The organism is Segatella copri, from assembly GCF_024330485.1.
In the GTDB taxonomy this organism is placed as follows: domain Bacteria; phylum Bacteroidota; class Bacteroidia; order Bacteroidales; family Bacteroidaceae; genus Prevotella; species Prevotella copri_L.
In genome coordinates, this window is the sequence record NZ_JANDWX010000008.1 from 18,604 (window position 1) to 34,572 (window position 15,969).

At 42.5% G+C, this 15,969-nt stretch carries 15 protein-coding genes and 5 tRNA genes; 17 read left to right on the plus strand and 3 right to left on the minus strand.

The genetic code is table 11. The features are described from left to right. Positions 1-44: 44 nt before the first annotated feature. The 3 genes from NNC77_RS06415 to NNC77_RS06425 form a co-directional block, all read right to left on the minus strand. A complete protein-coding gene (locus tag NNC77_RS06415; protein WP_022122133.1) occupies positions 45-1,247 on the minus strand; it encodes a MalY/PatB family protein in 1,203 nt (400 codons plus the stop codon). A gap of 263 nt (positions 1,248-1,510) precedes the next feature. Next, on the minus strand, positions 1,511-2,365 hold the full coding sequence (locus NNC77_RS06420; protein ID WP_117694718.1) for a DUF3737 family protein: 855 nt from the start codon (positions 2,363-2,365) through the stop codon (positions 1,511-1,513). A gap of 221 nt (positions 2,366-2,586) precedes the next feature. Further along, a complete protein-coding gene (locus NNC77_RS06425; RefSeq protein ID WP_117586705.1) occupies positions 2,587-3,579 on the minus strand; it encodes a malate dehydrogenase in 993 nt (330 codons plus the stop codon). Between the two features lie 247 nt (positions 3,580-3,826). Here NNC77_RS06425 and NNC77_RS06430 point away from each other — a divergent pair, with 247 nt between their 5' ends. From NNC77_RS06430 to rpoB, 17 genes are all read left to right on the plus strand, one after another. Further along, positions 3,827-5,614, plus strand: a complete 1,788-nt coding sequence (locus tag NNC77_RS06430; protein ID WP_254970275.1) for an aminopeptidase P family protein — start codon at positions 3,827-3,829, stop codon at positions 5,612-5,614. Between the two features lie 136 nt (positions 5,615-5,750). After that, positions 5,751-5,942: a 30S ribosomal protein S21 gene (rpsU, locus tag NNC77_RS06435; RefSeq protein ID WP_006848852.1), complete on the plus strand. Its 192-nt coding sequence runs from the start codon at positions 5,751-5,753 to the stop codon at positions 5,940-5,942. A gap of 83 nt (positions 5,943-6,025) precedes the next feature. Then, on the plus strand, positions 6,026-6,907 hold the full coding sequence (gene xerA / locus NNC77_RS06440) for a site-specific tyrosine recombinase/integron integrase (protein WP_254970305.1): 882 nt from the start codon (positions 6,026-6,028) through the stop codon (positions 6,905-6,907). Between the two features lie 23 nt (positions 6,908-6,930). Then, entirely contained in the window at positions 6,931-7,230 is a 300-nt protein-coding gene (gene hpf / locus NNC77_RS06445; protein ID WP_022122138.1) for a ribosome hibernation-promoting factor, HPF/YfiA family, read from the plus strand. Positions 7,231-7,330: 100 nt separating this feature from the next. Continuing rightward, positions 7,331-7,404: transfer RNA gene (locus NNC77_RS06450), tRNA-Thr, on the plus strand. A 15-nt stretch (positions 7,405-7,419) separates the two neighbouring features. After that, a tRNA-Tyr gene (locus NNC77_RS06455) sits at positions 7,420-7,501 on the plus strand. Positions 7,502-7,514: 13 nt separating this feature from the next. After that, positions 7,515-7,587 (plus strand) — tRNA-Gly (locus NNC77_RS06460). Between the two features lie 14 nt (positions 7,588-7,601). Beyond that, positions 7,602-7,673: transfer RNA gene (locus tag NNC77_RS06465), tRNA-Thr, on the plus strand. Positions 7,674-7,741: 68 nt separating this feature from the next. Next, positions 7,742-8,938 (plus strand): elongation factor Tu, encoded by a 1,197-nt coding sequence (tuf, locus tag NNC77_RS06470; RefSeq protein ID WP_022122139.1) that lies wholly within the window; start codon positions 7,742-7,744, stop codon positions 8,936-8,938. Between the two features lie 63 nt (positions 8,939-9,001). Next, a tRNA-Trp gene (locus tag NNC77_RS06475) sits at positions 9,002-9,074 on the plus strand. A gap of 16 nt (positions 9,075-9,090) precedes the next feature. After that, entirely contained in the window at positions 9,091-9,279 is a 189-nt protein-coding gene (gene secE, locus NNC77_RS06480) for a preprotein translocase subunit SecE (RefSeq protein ID WP_006848848.1), read from the plus strand. Positions 9,280-9,291: 12 nt separating this feature from the next. Further along, the gene (nusG, locus tag NNC77_RS06485; RefSeq protein ID WP_006848847.1) at positions 9,292-9,834 is read left to right on the plus strand and encodes a transcription termination/antitermination protein NusG; all 543 of its coding nucleotides are present in this window, start codon (positions 9,292-9,294) and stop codon (positions 9,832-9,834) included. 58 nt (positions 9,835-9,892) lie between these two features. Then, entirely contained in the window at positions 9,893-10,333 is a 441-nt protein-coding gene (gene rplK / locus NNC77_RS06490; protein ID WP_006848846.1) for a 50S ribosomal protein L11, read from the plus strand. Positions 10,334-10,354: 21 nt separating this feature from the next. After that, positions 10,355-11,047: a 50S ribosomal protein L1 gene (gene rplA, locus NNC77_RS06495; protein ID WP_022122140.1), complete on the plus strand. Its 693-nt coding sequence runs from the start codon at positions 10,355-10,357 to the stop codon at positions 11,045-11,047. An 18-nt stretch (positions 11,048-11,065) separates the two neighbouring features. Continuing rightward, positions 11,066-11,584 (plus strand): 50S ribosomal protein L10, encoded by a 519-nt coding sequence (rplJ, locus tag NNC77_RS06500; RefSeq protein WP_022122141.1) that lies wholly within the window; start codon positions 11,066-11,068, stop codon positions 11,582-11,584. Between the two features lie 56 nt (positions 11,585-11,640). Next, positions 11,641-12,018 (plus strand): 50S ribosomal protein L7/L12, encoded by a 378-nt coding sequence (rplL, locus tag NNC77_RS06505; protein ID WP_006848843.1) that lies wholly within the window; start codon positions 11,641-11,643, stop codon positions 12,016-12,018. Positions 12,019-12,128: 110 nt separating this feature from the next. Beyond that, complete coding sequence (rpoB, locus tag NNC77_RS06510; protein WP_022122142.1) at positions 12,129-15,941, plus strand: DNA-directed RNA polymerase subunit beta; 3,813 nt, start codon at positions 12,129-12,131, stop codon at positions 15,939-15,941. The last annotated feature ends 28 nt before the right edge of the window (positions 15,942-15,969 follow it).

The window sequence follows — 15,969 nt, forward strand, 5'->3', positions numbered from 1 at the left end:
TTTTAAACATTTTATTTAGAAATCTTTTCTCTTTCTTCGCTCTTTTATGCAGGGCATCCGCTTAAATCCTCTTCATCCATATACTGGCTGAGAACTCGTGCGATGCGAATCAGACCCTGCATCAGGGTCTTGCGAGGACAGGCGATATTGAGGCGCAGGTAGCCCTGACCAGCCTTTCTGCCATACATCGTACCACTGTTGACGAATACCTTACCATCGTTCATCAGCTTTTCATAAGCCTCGTCACTTGACAGTTCGAATGGCAGGATATCGAGCCATACCAGGTAGGTGCCTTCAAGGCGGGTAACGCGAACTTGTGGCAATTCGGTATTGAAGAATTCCTTTACTGCCTGATAGTTCTCGTAGAGATATTGGTTCAATTCATCCAACCATTCTTCTCCCTCATTGTAAGCTGCCTGTAGGGCGATAACGCCGAATGGGTTTACATCACAAACCTCGTTGATGTTGATGGCGCGGTTGATGCGGCGGCGCAATGTTGCATCCGGACAGATAATGTTGGCTATCTGAAGTCCTGCAATATTGAATGACTTTGATGGAGAATTCAATACTACGCAGTTGTCGCGGCAAGCTTCGCTGATGCTGGCAAATGGAGTATACTGATAGCCTGGCATGATGAGCTCGCAATGAATTTCATCTGCGATGACCTTTACCCCGTGCTTGAGACAGATGTCGTTCATTCGCTCAAGTTCCTCTTTCTTCCACACTCTTCCGGCTGGATTATGAGGATTGCAGAGGATGAAGGCTGTGGTCTTCTCATCGGCACATTTGCGCTCGAAGTCTTCGAAATCAATCTCATAAGTGCAGTTGCCCACACGTTTCAGTTCGTTTTCTACTACTTCGCATCCGCTGTTTGTAATGCAGGAGAAGAAGCAGTTGTAGACAGGTGTCTGTACCAATACCTTTTCGCCAGGCATGCAGATGGCTTTCAGACAGCAGGAAATGGCTGGTACAACGCCTGAAGTATAAAGAATCCAGTCTTTCTCTATCTTCCACTGGTGGCGGCGGGAGAACCAGCTGATGATAGCCTCGTAATAAGAATCAGGTACGAGGGTATAGCCGAAGATGCCATGAGCTACGCGCTTTTGCAGAGCTTCGATGATGCAGGGAGCAGTCTGGAAGTCCATATCTGCTACCCACATCGGAATAACGCCGTCTTCCTTCACCAAATCCCATTTGTATGAGTTGGTTCCACGACGTTCGATGATTTCATCAAAATTGTATTTCATATTTGTTTTCTATCTATGTTGTTTCTTCTATCTATATAGGATAAATCTCTTATTTATATAGGATAAATCTCTTTTTCTCCTAATTGAAATCTTCGTTCATAGACTTTGAATCTCCGTTCAAAGACATTGAACGTACATTCAAAGCTTTTGAACGGCCGTTCAATGTCTATGAACGGAGATTTCAGTTAAGTGTAAGAACAATTAGTTATGGGAACAATTAGTAATTTACTTGATTGTTGCCCTTTCTGTAATTACCTCTTAAACTATTTCGATTTATCTGTGATTTTACATGCACCCTTTGGCGCTTTGGCAAACTCAGTATATGTTACGCTTCCCACTTCGTCTGCCTCGATTCTTCCGGAGATAGGGTTCTTGATGTTGGTGATACTTCCCTTGATCTGTGCATCGATGTTGGTGCAATCCTCGAAGGCACGGTCGCATTCCTTATCAAAGGTGCAATCCTCCAGAGTTACATGGTCCATGTAGCAGAGAGGCTGCTCGCCGCTGATGTGGCAACGTACGAACTTGATGTTCTTGCTGTGCCAGGCCAGATACTCACCATTCAGTTCCGAATCATAAACGGTTACATTCTCGCATTCCCAGAAACTGTCCTTGGTTGTAATCTTTGCGTTGTGAATCTCCACATTTCTGCAGTATTGGAATACATACTTGGAATCGCTCTCAAGTCCGTCTACATAGATATTCTTGGAGAACATGAATGGATAAGTTCCATCGTGGAGCTTTACGTTCTTCAGTTTCAAGCCATCTACCTTCCAGAAAGTCTCATCAGCATCTGTGATGTTTACGTTCTCCAAATCCAGATTCTTCATTTCGCGGAAGAACTTAGGCCCATCGATGGTGCAGTCTTTCATCACCATATTATCACTATACCAGATGGCCGAACGGCTTTCTGGGGCGAAGTAGCAGTCTGTGATAAGGGAACCGTCCACATGCCACCAAGGGTATTTGCCATAAAACTTGGAATGGTGGCATTCTATGTTTTGGCAGCACTTGATGCCCGATTCGCCATCTGTAATCGTAATATCTTCTAAACGCACATCGTGAGCACCGAAAAGAGGGCGCTCGCCCCCGAATGATTTGTTCTTTATCAATTCCATAATTTTCTATTATCCTTTTTTATTTGTTATTTCTGTGTGCAAAATTACAAAAATAATACCAAACTCGTATAACCTGAATTACAGAAAAATGTAACGATATGGCGTATTTGGGGGATAAATGGTCGCTATAGGGGGAAAATAAATGAAAAAAGGCTGAATCATGAAGCATTTTCACGATTCAGCCCTTATCGAGTTAACTTCTAAAAATCCGAAGCGGAGAATTACAAGTTAGGGTTCATCTCTTTCCACTCAGCTACTGGAGGAACGATGCCGAGCTCTACGATCTCATCGCGCATCTTGCAAAGGTGCTCGTAAGACTTAGCGAGGCTAGCGAGCTCTTCCTCAGTACCTGTAGGCTCTGTGAAGTGAACACCAGTCTTGTCGATAGTAGTAGGCATAGCCATCATTACGTTCTTGAAACCGCACTTGTCGCAGTTTACATAGCAACCTGCTGGCAATGTGAACTTCTCGCCACCCATAGCAGCCTCGATCATCTTAACTGCATTGTAAGCTGGGCTCTGGAATGAAGAACGGCCGCGGAGCTTGATGATGTTAGAACCACCCTGTACTGTGTGGTGCTTGATCTCTTCCCAACGCTCGTCAGAAAGACCCATCTCTGCCAATGGCTTGCCGTCAACCTTAACCTGAGAAGCAAATACAGCCATCTGCTCGCCGTGACCACCATAAGTGTGAGCGCCAGTAACCTTATCCTGCTGTACACCGAACTCGAGGGCCAAAGCCTGCTGCAGACGAGTAGAATCGAGAGCTGCGAGTGATGTCAACTGGTTTGGCTTCAAACCTGAGTGGATAAGTGCTGTAAGAGCTGTAACGTCAGCTGGGTTGAAGATAACAACTACGTGCTCAACCTCTGGGCAGTACTTCTTGATGTTGTCACCAAATTCTGCAGCAATCTTGCAGTTGCCCTTAAGAAGATCCTCACGAGTCATACCCTCCTTGCGAGGAGCACCACCAGAAGAAATGATATATTTAGCACCAGTGAAAGCCTCCTCTGGGTTAACAGTATAAGTTACGTTAACACCTGGGAATGCGCACTGCTGAATCTCATCGAATACACCATGTACACCTGGCTCGAAGATATCATAAAGACAGATGTTTGGAGTAAGACCGAGCATCAAAGCGCTCTGTACCATGTTAGAACCGATCATACCGCCTGCACCGACGATAACGAGTTTGTCATTTGTTAAAAAATTCATAACTACAATTCTTATTAAAATGTTTATAATCTTTTTCTCCTGAAAAATAGCGGAATGTATCCGGAATAAAGTTTGTAAAACTCCTTCTTTTTACTTTCCGACCGCAAAATTAATAAAAAGTAATGTAAATCGTGCATATTTTTGCGCTTAAATTTGTTGTTAATTCTTAAAAATGTTATCTTTGTAATCTCTAATTAGCAAAATGCATTATTTGGAGTTAAGTTAAACATTAAATTGCATAACAATTATGAATGAAATCGAATTACGTTTAGCTAGATTGAGGGAGTTGATGAAGCGTGAACATCTTTCTGCTTTCATCTTCCCTAGTACAGATGCTCATCAGAGCGAGTATGTTGCCGACCATTGGCGAGGAAGAGAGTGGATCTCTGGTTTTAACGGGTCGGCTGGTACTGCTGTCGTTACAATGAAATCGGCTGCTTTATGGACTGATTCCCGCTACTTCCTGGCTGCGGAAGAACAGTTGGAAGGTACTGAATATCAGCTGATGAGGCTGAAAATGGAAGGTACGCCTACTATCGCAGAATGGTTGGGAAAAGAATTGCAGGATGTACAATCTCCTGAGGTTGGACTTGATGGCATGGTCAACTCTTATAATTATGTTAAAGATTTAAGCTATTCTCTCCGTAAACTCGGTGGAATTACGCTTAGGACTAATTTGGACCCTTTGGAACAGATTTGGGAGAATCGTCCTTCGCTTCCTGCAAATCCTGTAGAAATTCAACCATTGGAATATGCTGGAGAGACGCTAGCCTCTAAAGTGGCCCGTATCCGTAAGGCTTTGAGAGAACTTCATGCAGATGGTATGCTCGTTTCCGCTTTGGATGATATTGCTTGGACTTTGAATCTTCGTGGTACAGATGTTCATTGCAATCCTGTATTTGTAAGTTATTTGTTGATTGAGAGCGATAAAGTTTCTCTTTTCGTGGATGATAATAAATTATCTCCTGAAGTAAAACAGTATCTTCAAGACAATCAGGTTTCTCTCTATAAATATAATAAGGTGGAAAAATGCCTTGAATCATATTCGGAATATAATATCCTGTTAGATGGAGATGAAACGAGCTATTATCTGTGGAAAGCTGTAAAATGCCAGGAAATTGTTGCTGCTGGTTCTCCTATTCCGGCTATGAAGGCTGTGAAAAATAAAGCAGAAATAGAGGGCTACCGTAGTGCGATGCTTAAAGATGGTGTTGCTATGGTTAAGTTCTTGAAGTGGCTGAAACCTGCTGTTGAGGCTGGCGGACAAACAGAAATTTCCATTGATGAGAAATTGACGTCGCTACGTGCCGAACAGAAACTGTTCAGAGATATTTCTTTTGATACGATTGCCGGCTATGCGCAGCATGGAGCAATTGTCCATTATGAGGCAACTCCTGAAACAGATGTCGTTCTGAAACCGGAAGGCTTGATCCTGATAGACTCTGGCGCTCAATACCAGGATGGTACTACTGATATTACCCGTACCATTGCTTTGGGACCTGTATCTCAAGAGATGAAGCATGTTTATACCTTGGTTCTGAAAGCGCATATTCAGTTGGAATTGGTTAAATTCCCCGATGGTGCATCAGGAACTCAGTTGGATGCTGTAGGAAGAGAGTGTATGTGGCGTGAAGGATATAATTTCTTGCATGGTACAGGCCATGGAGTAGGTTCGTATCTCTGTGTGCACGAAGGCCCTCATCAAATAAGAATGGAGTGGATGCCTACACCTTTGAGAGCTGGAATGACCTTGACGGATGAGCCTGGTTTGTATCTGGCAGGTAAGTTTGGCGTAAGAATAGAAAATACGGTGCTGATTTCAGACTACATGTCTACTGAGTTCGGTAAATTCCTGCAGATAGAGCCTCTTACTCTTTGTCCTATAGATACCGCTCCTATAGATGTTGATATGTTGTTGCCTGAAGAGATTGACTGGCTCAATGCTTATCATCATTCAGTTTATGAAAAATTGTCTCCTTTCCTTGATGAAGAGGAGAAAAAATGGCTTGAAAATGCTACAAAACCCATAAAATGAACATTTTAGAGTAAAAAGTTGAAGAAAAACTTGGTAGTTTGATAAAATAGATGTAATTTTGCACCCGCAAATTGTGGCATTGCCATATTTCGCATTGAATAACATAAGTTTAACATAATAAATTAAAAGCAAAAAAATGATTATTGTACCAGTTAAAGACGGTGAGAACATCGAGAGAGCTCTCAAGAAGTTTAAGAGAAAATTCGAAAAGACAGGTGTTGTTAAGGAGCTTCGTGCTCGTCAGCAGTATGACAAACCTTCTGTTTTGAAGCGTCTCAAGATGGAACACGCCATCTACGTACAGCAGTTGCGTGCAAACGAGGAATAAAAGTAAAAAATCCTCAAAAAATTTGGTAGTTTAAAATAATTTTCGTAACTTCGTTGCCGAAATGAAAAAGGTACGACGTTATGTTGAGTATAGATAAGTTCTTGGAATATTTGCGCTCTGAACTGAACAGGTCGCAGAGGACGGTAGAAAACTATCGCGAAGATTTGAAACTCTTTGAGCAGTATGCTAGGAACTTGTCTGAATCCTTCACTTGGGAATCTGTTGATTCTGATATGATTCGCAACTGGATGGAGCATATGGTAGATGCAGGTAATAAGGCAACCTCGGTTAATCGCCGGTTGAGTGCTTTGAAAATGTTCTATCGGTTTGCTTTAGTCAGACATTATGTGGAGTCGGATCCCGCTCATAGCCTCAAAGGACCAAAGGAAAGTAGACCGCTACCTCAATTCTTGAAAGAAAATGAGATGGATGAGTTGCTTGACAGGAAAATGTGGGGCGATGATTATAATAATGTACGCGCACGTACTATTATAATATTGTTCTATGAGACGGGGATGCGATTGTCAGAGTTGATAGGACTTGATGTTGACGATGTGAACTTTATCAAAAAAGAGATAAAGATTACGGGTAAGGGAAACAAACAACGTATAGTTCCTTTTGGTGACGAGCTTAAAAATGCTCTTTCGGAATATTTGGCTCTAAGAGCACGAAGGGTGATGGTTAAGACTGGAGCTCTTTTGCTTGCGGATAAGGGCGGACGGATGAGTCCGGTTCAAGTCAGAGAAATCGTGAAGGAGAACCTCGCAAGGGTTTGCTCGTTGAAAAAGAAAAGTCCGCACGTGTTGAGGCATACGTTTGCTACTGCAATGTTGAATCATGGTGCAGGAATTGAAAGTTTGAAAAGACTGTTAGGACATGCGAAACTCTCGACGACCGAGATTTATACGCATACAACGTTTGAACAGTTGAAACGAGTTTATATTGAAGCCCATCCTCGGGCGTAACCTTTTAAAAAATGGAGGTAACTATGGAAATTAAGATTCAGTCGATTCACTTCGACGCTACCGAGAAGTTACAGGCGTTTATCGAAAAGAAAGTCGCCAAGTTAGAAAAAACTTTTGAAGATATACAGAAAGTAGAGGTGCAATTAAAGGTCGTGAAGCCTGCTACTGCCTTGAATAAGGAAGTTCATCTGGAAGTTGCTGTCCCTGGAACCAAGTTGTTCGTAGAAAAGACATGTGACACTTTTGAGGAAGGAATTGACCAGGCAGTGGACTCAATGAAGGTTCAATTGACCAAATTTAAAGAAAAATCAAGGAATCGATAAAAAAAAACTCGAAAAAATTTTGTTGATTCAAAAAATAGTTGTATCTTTGCAGCCGTTTTCCGGTAGATGGAAATTTAGCCGTATTGCGGCTGTAAAGATTGCCTCTTTAGCTCAGTTGGCCAGAGCACGTGATTTGTAATCTCGGGGTCGTTGGTTCGAATCCGACAAGAGGCTCAGAAAAAGAAAATTGGGTAGTTACCAGAGTGGCCAAATGGGGCAGACTGTAAATCTGCTGGCTATGCCTTCGGTGGTTCGAATCCATCACTACCCACTTTCTTTGATAAGCGGAAATAGCTCAGTTGATAGAGCACTAGCCTTCCAAGCTGGGGGTCGCGGGTTTGAGCCCCGTTTTCCGCTCAATTTATTAACTTGCTGTAATAGCTCAGTGGTAGAGCACTTCCTTGGTAAGGAAGAGGTCCTGAGTTCAACTCTCAGTTACAGCTCTATCGTTCTAGATGCTTAGGATGGTAGAGGAACAGATTATTCATTTATATAAATAAAAAGAAAAGCTATGGCTAAAGAAGAATTCGTGCGTACCAAACCGCATGTTAACATTGGTACAATTGGTCATGTTGACCATGGTAAGACTACTCTGACCGCTGCTATCTCTAAGGTATTGAACGAGAAGCTCGGTACATCTGAGGCAGTTAAGTCATTCGATCAGATTGATAATGCTCCTGAGGAGAAAGAGCGTGGTATCACTATCAACTCTGCTCACATCGAGTATGAGACAGCAAAGCGTCACTATGCACACGTTGACTGTCCTGGACACGCTGACTATGTAAAGAACATGGTTACTGGTGCTGCTCAGATGGATGGTGCAATCTTGGTTTGTGCTGCTACTGATGGTCCTATGCCACAGACACGTGAGCACGTACTTCTTGCACGTCAGGTAAACGTACCTCGTTTGGTTGTTTTCTTGAACAAGTGCGATATGGTTGATGATGAGGAGATGCTTGAGCTCGTTGAGATGGAGCTTCGTGAGATCCTCGAGCAGTATGGTTACGAGGAGGATACTCCAATTGTACGTGGTTCTGCTCTCGGTGCTTTGAACGGTGTTGAGAAGTGGGTTAAGTCTGTTGAGACTTTGATGGATACAGTTGATGAGTGGATTCAGGAGCCAGAGCGCGAGATTGATAAGCCATTCTTGATGCCTATCGAGGATGTATTCTCAATTACAGGTCGTGGTACTGTTGCTACAGGTCGTATTGAGACAGGTCGTTGCAAGGTAGGTGACGAAGTTCAGTTGCTCGGTCTTGGTGAGGACAAGAAGTCAGTTATTACTGGTGTTGAGATGTTCCGTAAGATTCTTGCAGAGGGTGAAGCTGGTGATAACGTAGGTTTGCTTCTCCGTGGTATCGATAAGGCTGAGGTTAAGCGTGGTATGGTAGTTGTACACCCAGGAGCTATTACTCCTCACGATCACTTCAAGGCTTCTATCTATGTATTGAAGAAGGAAGAGGGTGGTCGTCACACTCCATTCGGTAACAAGTATCGTCCTCAGTTCTATCTCCGTACTATGGACTGTACAGGTGAAATCAAGCTTCCAGAGGGAGTTGAGATGGTAATGCCTGGTGATAACGTAGAGATTGAGGTAGAGTTGATCTACAAGGTTGCTTTGAACGAGGGTCTTCGTTTCGCTATCCGTGAGGGTGGTCGTACAGTAGGTTCTGGTCAGATTACAACAATTCTCGACGATATCAAGTAATTTAGATTTATCTAATTTGCTATATATATCAGACTCCCCTCCTAAGGGAGCGGGAGTCTTTCTACGGGTTTAGCTCAGTTGGTAGAGCACTGGTCTCCAAAACCAGGTGTCGAGGGTTCGAGCCCTTCAACCCGTGCTAAATAGAAGATAATATGAATAAAATAGTAAATTATTGCAAGGCATGTTACGATGAACTTGCGCATAAGACTACTTGGCCATCACGTGCCGAACTTACTCATAGTGCAATGGTTGTATTATCTGCTTCCCTAGTCATTGCACTTGTTGTGTTCGCGATGGATTCTATTTTCAAAGCCTTTATGGGTGTAGTTTATCCAGGTTAATTTTTTAAGGAAATGGCAGACGCAGGAAATAAATGGTATGTGCTTAAAGCCGTTAGTGGTAAGGAAGCTAAGGTGAAAGAATACATCGAAGCTGAAATGAAGCACAATGACTTACTAGCAGCAAATGTTTCTCAGGTGTTGATTCCAGTTGAGAAGCATGCAACTGTGCGTAATGGAAAGAGAGTCGTTAAAGAAAAGGTTTCTCTTCCAGGTTATGTTTTTGTGGAGGCCAAACTGAAGGGTGATGTAGCGCATACGTTGCGTTTCCTCCCTAATGTTTTGGGTTTCCTTGGAGGTTTGGATGAACCGACACCAGTTCCACAGCGCGATATCAATCGTATGCTGGGTTCTGCTGAGGAGACTGAGTTTGAGGAGAATCTTGATTGTCCTTACTTGGTTAATGATACCGTTAAGGTTATGGAAGGTCCATTCAGTGGTTTCAGCGGAATCGTTGAAGAGGTTAATGCTGAAAAGCATAAGCTGAAAGTTACGGTTAAGATCTTCGGACGTAAAACTCCGTTGGAATTAGGTTTTATGCAAGTAGAAAAGGAATAGGATTCTGTTACGAGATTGTTATTCCTTATAAGTTTCAATTTTAAATATTAACAAAGAAATGGCTAAAGAAGTTGCTGGATTAATCAAATTACAGATTAAAGGTGGCGCTGCGAATCCTTCACCTCCAGTAGGACCTGCATTGGGTTCTAAGGGTATTAATATTATGGGATTCTGCAAGGAATTCAACGCCCGTACCCAGGACAAAGCAGGTAAAGTGTTGCCAGTAGTTATTACTTATTATACTGACAAGTCTTTTGATTTTATTATCAAGACTCCACCTGCTGCAGTTCAATTGAAAGAGGCTGCCAAAATCAAGTCAGGTTCTGCTCAGCCTAATCGTCAGAAGGTTGCTTCTCTTACTTGGGATCAGGTAAAGGTAATCGCTGAGGATAAGATGAAGGACTTGAACTGCTTTACTGTAGAATCAGCTATGAAGCTCATCGCTGGTACTGCAAGAAGTATGGGTATTACTGTAAAAGGGGACTTCCCTGGTAAATAATTTAAAACTTCAATTAGAAAAATGAGTAAACTGACAAAAAATCAAAAATCAGTAGCTGATAAGGTTGAAGCAGGGAAGGCATACACATTGAAGGAGGCTTCAGAGTTGGTAAAGGAAATTACCACTACCAAGTTTGATGCATCTCTTGATATTGATGTACGCTTAGGTGTTGATCCACGTAAGGCTAACCAGATGGTTCGTGGCGTTGTTTCATTGCCAAACGGAACAGGTAAGGTTACTCGTGTGCTCGCACTCTGTACTCCTGATCAGGAAGCTGCTGCTAAGGAAGCAGGCGCTGATTATGTAGGTCTTGACGAATACGTTGAGAAGATTAAGGGTGGTTGGACAGATATTGATGTCATCATCACAATGCCTTCTTGCATGGGTAAGATTGGTCCTTTGGGTCGTGTACTCGGTCCTCGTGGTTTGATGCCTAACCCTAAGAGTGGCACTGTAACTATGGATGTTGCTAAGGCAGTAAAGGAAGTTAAGCAAGGTAAGATCGACTTTAAGGTTGATAAGGCTGGTATTATCCATACTTCAATCGGTAAGGTTGGCATGACTTCTGAGCAGATTTATGGAAATGCTAAGGAGTTCATCAACACAGTTATCAAGCTGAAGCCTGCTGCTGCTAAAGGTACATATATCAAGAGTATCTTTATTTCTAGCACTATGAGTAAGGGTATCAAGATTGATCCTAAATCAGTTGAATAACTCTAAAAGTTTTGTAAAATGAAGAAAGAAGTTAAAGATACTATTATCGCCGAACTTGGACAGAAGTTGCAGGAGTTTCCTCATTTCTATCTTGTAGATGTTACAGGATTGAATGCAGAGAAGACAAGCGCACTCCGTCGCAAGTGCTTCCAGAGCGAGATTAAGATGGTTGTTGTTAAGAATTCCTTGCTTCACAAGGCGTTCGAGGCTTCAGATATCGATTTCTCTGAGCTCTATGGCTACTTGAAGGGTACTACTGCTGTGTTGTTTGCTAATACAGCTAATGTACCAGCTAAGTTGTTGAAGGAATATGACAAGGAAGATGTTCCAACATTGAAGGCTGCTTATGCAGAGGAAAGCTTCTACGTTGGCGCAGACAAACTTGCAGAGCTTTCAGCTCTCAAGAGCAAGAACGAAGTTATCGCAGAGATTGTTGCTTTGCTCCAGTCACCTGCAAAGAACGTTGTTTCAGCTCTTCAATCAGGAAGCAACACTATTCATGGTGTGCTTAAGACATTGGGCGAGCGTCCTGAGTAATCAATCACAATGTTATCATTAATTATAGTATAAACAAAAATAAAATTTAGAATAAAATGGCAGATATCAAAGCTATTGCAGAAGAGTTAGTAAATCTTACTGTTAAGGAAGTTAATGAGTTGGCAACAGTCCTCAAGGACGAGTATGGTATTGAGCCTGCTGCTGCAGCTGTAGCTGTAGCTGCTGGTCCTGCTGCTGGTGGTGCAGCTGCAGCTGAGGAGAAGTCTACATTCGACGTAGTCCTCGCTGAGGTTGGTGGCGCTAAGCTCCAGGTTGTAAAGGCTGTTAAGGAGGCTTGTGGTCTCGGTTTGAAAGAGGCTAAGGATCTCGTAGACGGTGCTCCTTCTACAATCAAGGAAGGTGTAGCTAAGGACGAGGCTGAGAACCTTAAGAAGGCTATCGAAGAGGCCGGTGCTAAGGTAGAACTCAAGTAATTAGAGTAATACATTTTTTATATAAATGGTTAGGATTCTCCAAGTAGGTGAGTCCTAACCTTTTTGTGTCTTTTATTATATTATTAATAAAACCCATTTAATAACTTCTAATGGCTACAAAAATTGTTGATAACAGAGTAAATTTTGCCAGCGTGCATAATCCGTATCCATATCCGGATTTCCTCGATGTGCAGTTAAAGTCTTTCAAGGACTTCTTACAGTTGGATACTCCGCCTGAGGAACGCAAGAATGACGGTTTGTATAAGGTGTTCTCTGAGAACTTCCCTATTACCGATACACGTAACAATTTCGTTCTTGAGTTCTTGGATTACTATATCGACCCTCCTCGCTATTCTATTGATGAGTGTTTGGAGCGTGGTCTTACATATAGTGTACCTTTGAAGGCTAAGATGAAACTGTATTGTACTGATCCTGATCATGAGGATTTCGGTACATTTATTCAGGATGTGTTCCTTGGTACTATCCCATATATGACCGATAATGGTACTTTCGTGATTAATGGCGCTGAGCGTGTTGTTGTTTCTCAGCTTCATCGCTCTCCTGGTGTGTTCTTTAGCCAGGGTGTTCATGCAAATGGTACCATGCTTTATTCTGCTCGTATCATTCCTTTCAAGGGAAGCTGGATTGAATTTGCAACTGACATTAACAATGTAATGTATGCATATATCGATCGTAAGAAGAAGTTGCCTGTAACCACATTGTTGCGTGCTATTGGTTACGAACAGGATAAGGATATTCTTCAGATTTTTGATCTCGCCGAGGAGGTGAAGGTTAACAAGAAGAATATGAAGGCTGCTATTGGTCGTAAGCTTGCTGCTCGTGTTTTGAAGAGTTGGAATGAGGATTTCGTTGATGAGGATACCGGTGAAGTAGTATCTATTGAGCGTAACGAAGTAATCATGGAGCGTGAGACTGAACTTACTGCTGATAATATTGAGGAGATTGTTGAGAGTGGTGCGCAGACTGTTCTGCTTCATAAGGATGAGGAAGCTGCCAACAAGTTTACTATTATCTTCAATACTTTGGCAAAGGATCCAAGTAACTCTGAGAAGGAAGCTGTTAACTATATCTATCGTCAGTTGCGTAATGCTGATCCTGCAGATGACGCAAGTGCACGTGAGGTTTTCCAAAACCTGTTCTTCTCGGATAAGCGTTATGATCTGGGTGAGGTAGGTCGTTATCGTATCAATAAGAAATTGAATCTTGATACTGACATTGATGTTCGTGTCTTGACTAAGGAAGATATTATTGAGATCATTAAATATCTTATTCAGCTGATTAACTCTAGTGCAACAGTTGACGATATCGACCACTTGTCTAATCGTCGTGTTCGTACTGTAGGTGAGCAGTTGGCTAACCAGTTCTCTATTGGTTTGGCACGTATGACCCGTACTATCCGTGAACGTATGAATGTTCGCGACAATGAGGTGTTTACTCCAACAGATTTGATTAATGCTAAGACAATCTCTAGTGTTATCAATTCTTTCTTTGGAACTAATCCATTGTCACAGTTCATGGACCAGACTAACCCTCTGGCTGAGGTAACTCATAAGCGTCGTCTTTCTGCCTTAGGTCCTGGTGGTTTGTCTCGTGAGCGTGCCGGTTTCGAGGTTCGTGACGTACATTATACACACTATGGTCGTCTTTGCCCTATTGAGAGTCCTGAAGGTCCAAACATCGGTTTGATTTCTTCTCTCTGTATGTATGCAAAGATTAATGATCTTGGTTTTATTGTTACTCCTTACCGTAAGGTGAATGATAGCAAGGTCGATATGGCTAATGAGGATGTTGTATACTTGACTGCTGAAGATGAAGAGTCTAAGATTATCGGTCAGGGTAATGCGCCTTTGACTGTTGATGGTTCTTTCATTCGTGATGTAGTAAAGTGTCGTCAGGATGCTGATTATCCTGTTGTAGGTCCGGATCAAGTTGATTATGTCGACGTATCTCCACAGCAGATTGCTTCTGTATCCGCAGGTTTGATTCCATTCTTGGAGCATGATGATGGTCACCGTGCGTTGATGGGATGTAACATGATGCGTCAGGCTGTACCATTGCTTCATAATGATGCACCAATAGTTGGTACTGGTCTTGAGAAGCAAGTTTGTGAGGATTCACGTACTATGGTTACTGCAGAAGGTGAGGGTGTTATCGAATATGTTGATGCTACAACTATCCGTATCCTTTACGATCGCACAGAAGACGATGAATTTGTAAGCTTCGAACCAGCTTTGAAGGAGTATCGTATTCCTAAGTTCCGTCGTACCAACCAGAATATGACCATCGACTTGCGTCCTATCTGTAATAAGGGACAGCGTGTAAAGAAGGGTGATATCCTGACTGAGGGTTATGCGACAGAAAACGGTGAGCTGGCTTTGGGCCGTAACTTGCTTGTAGCTTATATTCCTTGGAAGGGTTACAACTATGAGGATGCTGTTGTTATTTCTGAACGTATGGTTCGTGATGACGTATTGACATCTGTACATGTTGACGAATACTCTCTTGATGTCCGTGAAACTAAGCGTGGAGTAGAGGAATTCACATCTGATATCCCTAATGTCAGCGAGGAAGCTACAAAGGATCTTGATGATAATGGTATCGTGCGTGTTGGTGCAAGAATTGAACCAGGTGATATCATGATTGGTAAGATTTCACCTAAGGGTGAAAGTGATCCTTCACCAGAAGAGAAGTTGCTTCGCGCTATCTTTGGTGATAAGGCTGGTGATGTGAAGGATTCTTCATTGAAGGCAAATCCATCATTGAGCGGTGTTGTTATTGACAAGAAGTTGTTCTCTCGTGCTATCAAGACCCGTGAGTCAAAGAAGCAGGATAAGATTATTCTTGCTAAGATTGATGAGGAGTATGAGGCAAAGGGTGATGACTTGAAGGATATTCTCGTAGACAAGTTGCTTACACTTACAGAAGGTATGACTTCTGAGGGTGTTAAGGATTATACAGGTGCTGAGATTATCACCAAGGGCAGTACCTTTACTGCTACAGCCTTGAAGAATTTGGAGTATGATGGTGTTCAGTCTAATAAGTGGACTAAGGATGAGCATACCAATGGCTTGATTCAGAGACTTATTATGAACTATATCCGCAAGTATAAGCAACTTGATGCTGAATTAAAGCGTCGTAAGTTTGCTATCACTATTGGTGATGAACTTCCATCAGGTATTCTTCAGATGGCTAAGGTATATATTGCTAAGAAGCGTAAGATCCAGGTTGGTGATAAACTTGCCGGTCGTCATGGTAATAAGGGTATTGTGTCTAAGGTAGTTCGTTTGGAGGATATGCCATTTATGGCTGACGGTCGTCCTGTAGATATGGTATTGAATCCATTGGGTGTGCCTTCACGTATGAACCTTGGTCAGATCTTTGAGTGTATCTTGGGTGCTGCAGGTAAAAAGTTGGGTGTAAAGTTTGCTACTCCTATCTTTGATGGTGCTAAATTGGATGATCTCTCTGAATGGACAGATAAGGCAGGCTTGCCACGTTTCTGCTCAACTTACCTTTATGATGGTGAGACTGGAGAGCAGTTTGACCAGCCAGCTACTGTTGGTATGACTTACTTCTTGAAGTTAGGTCATATGGTTGAGGATAAGATGCACGCTCGTTCTATCGGTCCATACTCTTTGATTACACAACAGCCACTTGGTGGTAAAGCACAGTTTGGTGGTCAGCGATTCGGAGAGATGGAGGTCTGGGCTATCGAGGCATTCGGTGCAAGCCACGTTTTGCAGGAGATCCTGACTGTTAAGTCAGATGATGTTGTAGGACGTAGCAAGGCATACGAAGCAATCGTAAAGGGCGATCCAATGCCAACTCCTGGTATTCCTGAGTCACTTAACGTATTGCTCCATGAGCTTCGTGGCCTTGGTTTGAGCATCAAACTTGATTAATTTTGAGAACCCCTAATTTATATATAGA

Excerpts from the sequence above, each read along its gene's own strand:
- NNC77_RS06415 (WP_022122133.1), bottom strand. The coding sequence starts at position 1,247 with ATGAAATACAATTTTGATGAAATCATCGAACGTCGTGGAACCAACTCA.
- NNC77_RS06420 (WP_117694718.1), bottom strand. The coding sequence starts at position 2,365 with ATGGAATTGATAAAGAACAAATCATTCGGGGGCGAGCGCCCTCTTTTC.
- NNC77_RS06425 (WP_117586705.1), bottom strand. The coding sequence starts at position 3,579 with ATGAATTTTTTAACAAATGACAAACTCGTTATCGTCGGTGCAGGCGGT.
- NNC77_RS06430 (WP_254970275.1), top strand. The coding sequence starts at position 3,827 with ATGAATGAAATCGAATTACGTTTAGCTAGATTGAGGGAGTTGATGAAG.
- rpsU (WP_006848852.1), top strand. The coding sequence starts at position 5,751 with ATGATTATTGTACCAGTTAAAGACGGTGAGAACATCGAGAGAGCTCTC.
- hpf (WP_022122138.1), top strand. The coding sequence starts at position 6,931 with ATGGAAATTAAGATTCAGTCGATTCACTTCGACGCTACCGAGAAGTTA.
- tuf (WP_022122139.1), top strand. The coding sequence starts at position 7,742 with ATGGCTAAAGAAGAATTCGTGCGTACCAAACCGCATGTTAACATTGGT.
- secE (WP_006848848.1), top strand. The coding sequence starts at position 9,091 with ATGAATAAAATAGTAAATTATTGCAAGGCATGTTACGATGAACTTGCG.
- nusG (WP_006848847.1), top strand. The coding sequence starts at position 9,292 with ATGGCAGACGCAGGAAATAAATGGTATGTGCTTAAAGCCGTTAGTGGT.
- rplK (WP_006848846.1), top strand. The coding sequence starts at position 9,893 with ATGGCTAAAGAAGTTGCTGGATTAATCAAATTACAGATTAAAGGTGGC.
- rplA (WP_022122140.1), top strand. The coding sequence starts at position 10,355 with ATGAGTAAACTGACAAAAAATCAAAAATCAGTAGCTGATAAGGTTGAA.
- rplJ (WP_022122141.1), top strand. The coding sequence starts at position 11,066 with ATGAAGAAAGAAGTTAAAGATACTATTATCGCCGAACTTGGACAGAAG.
- rplL (WP_006848843.1), top strand. The coding sequence starts at position 11,641 with ATGGCAGATATCAAAGCTATTGCAGAAGAGTTAGTAAATCTTACTGTT.
- rpoB (WP_022122142.1), top strand. The coding sequence starts at position 12,129 with ATGGCTACAAAAATTGTTGATAACAGAGTAAATTTTGCCAGCGTGCAT.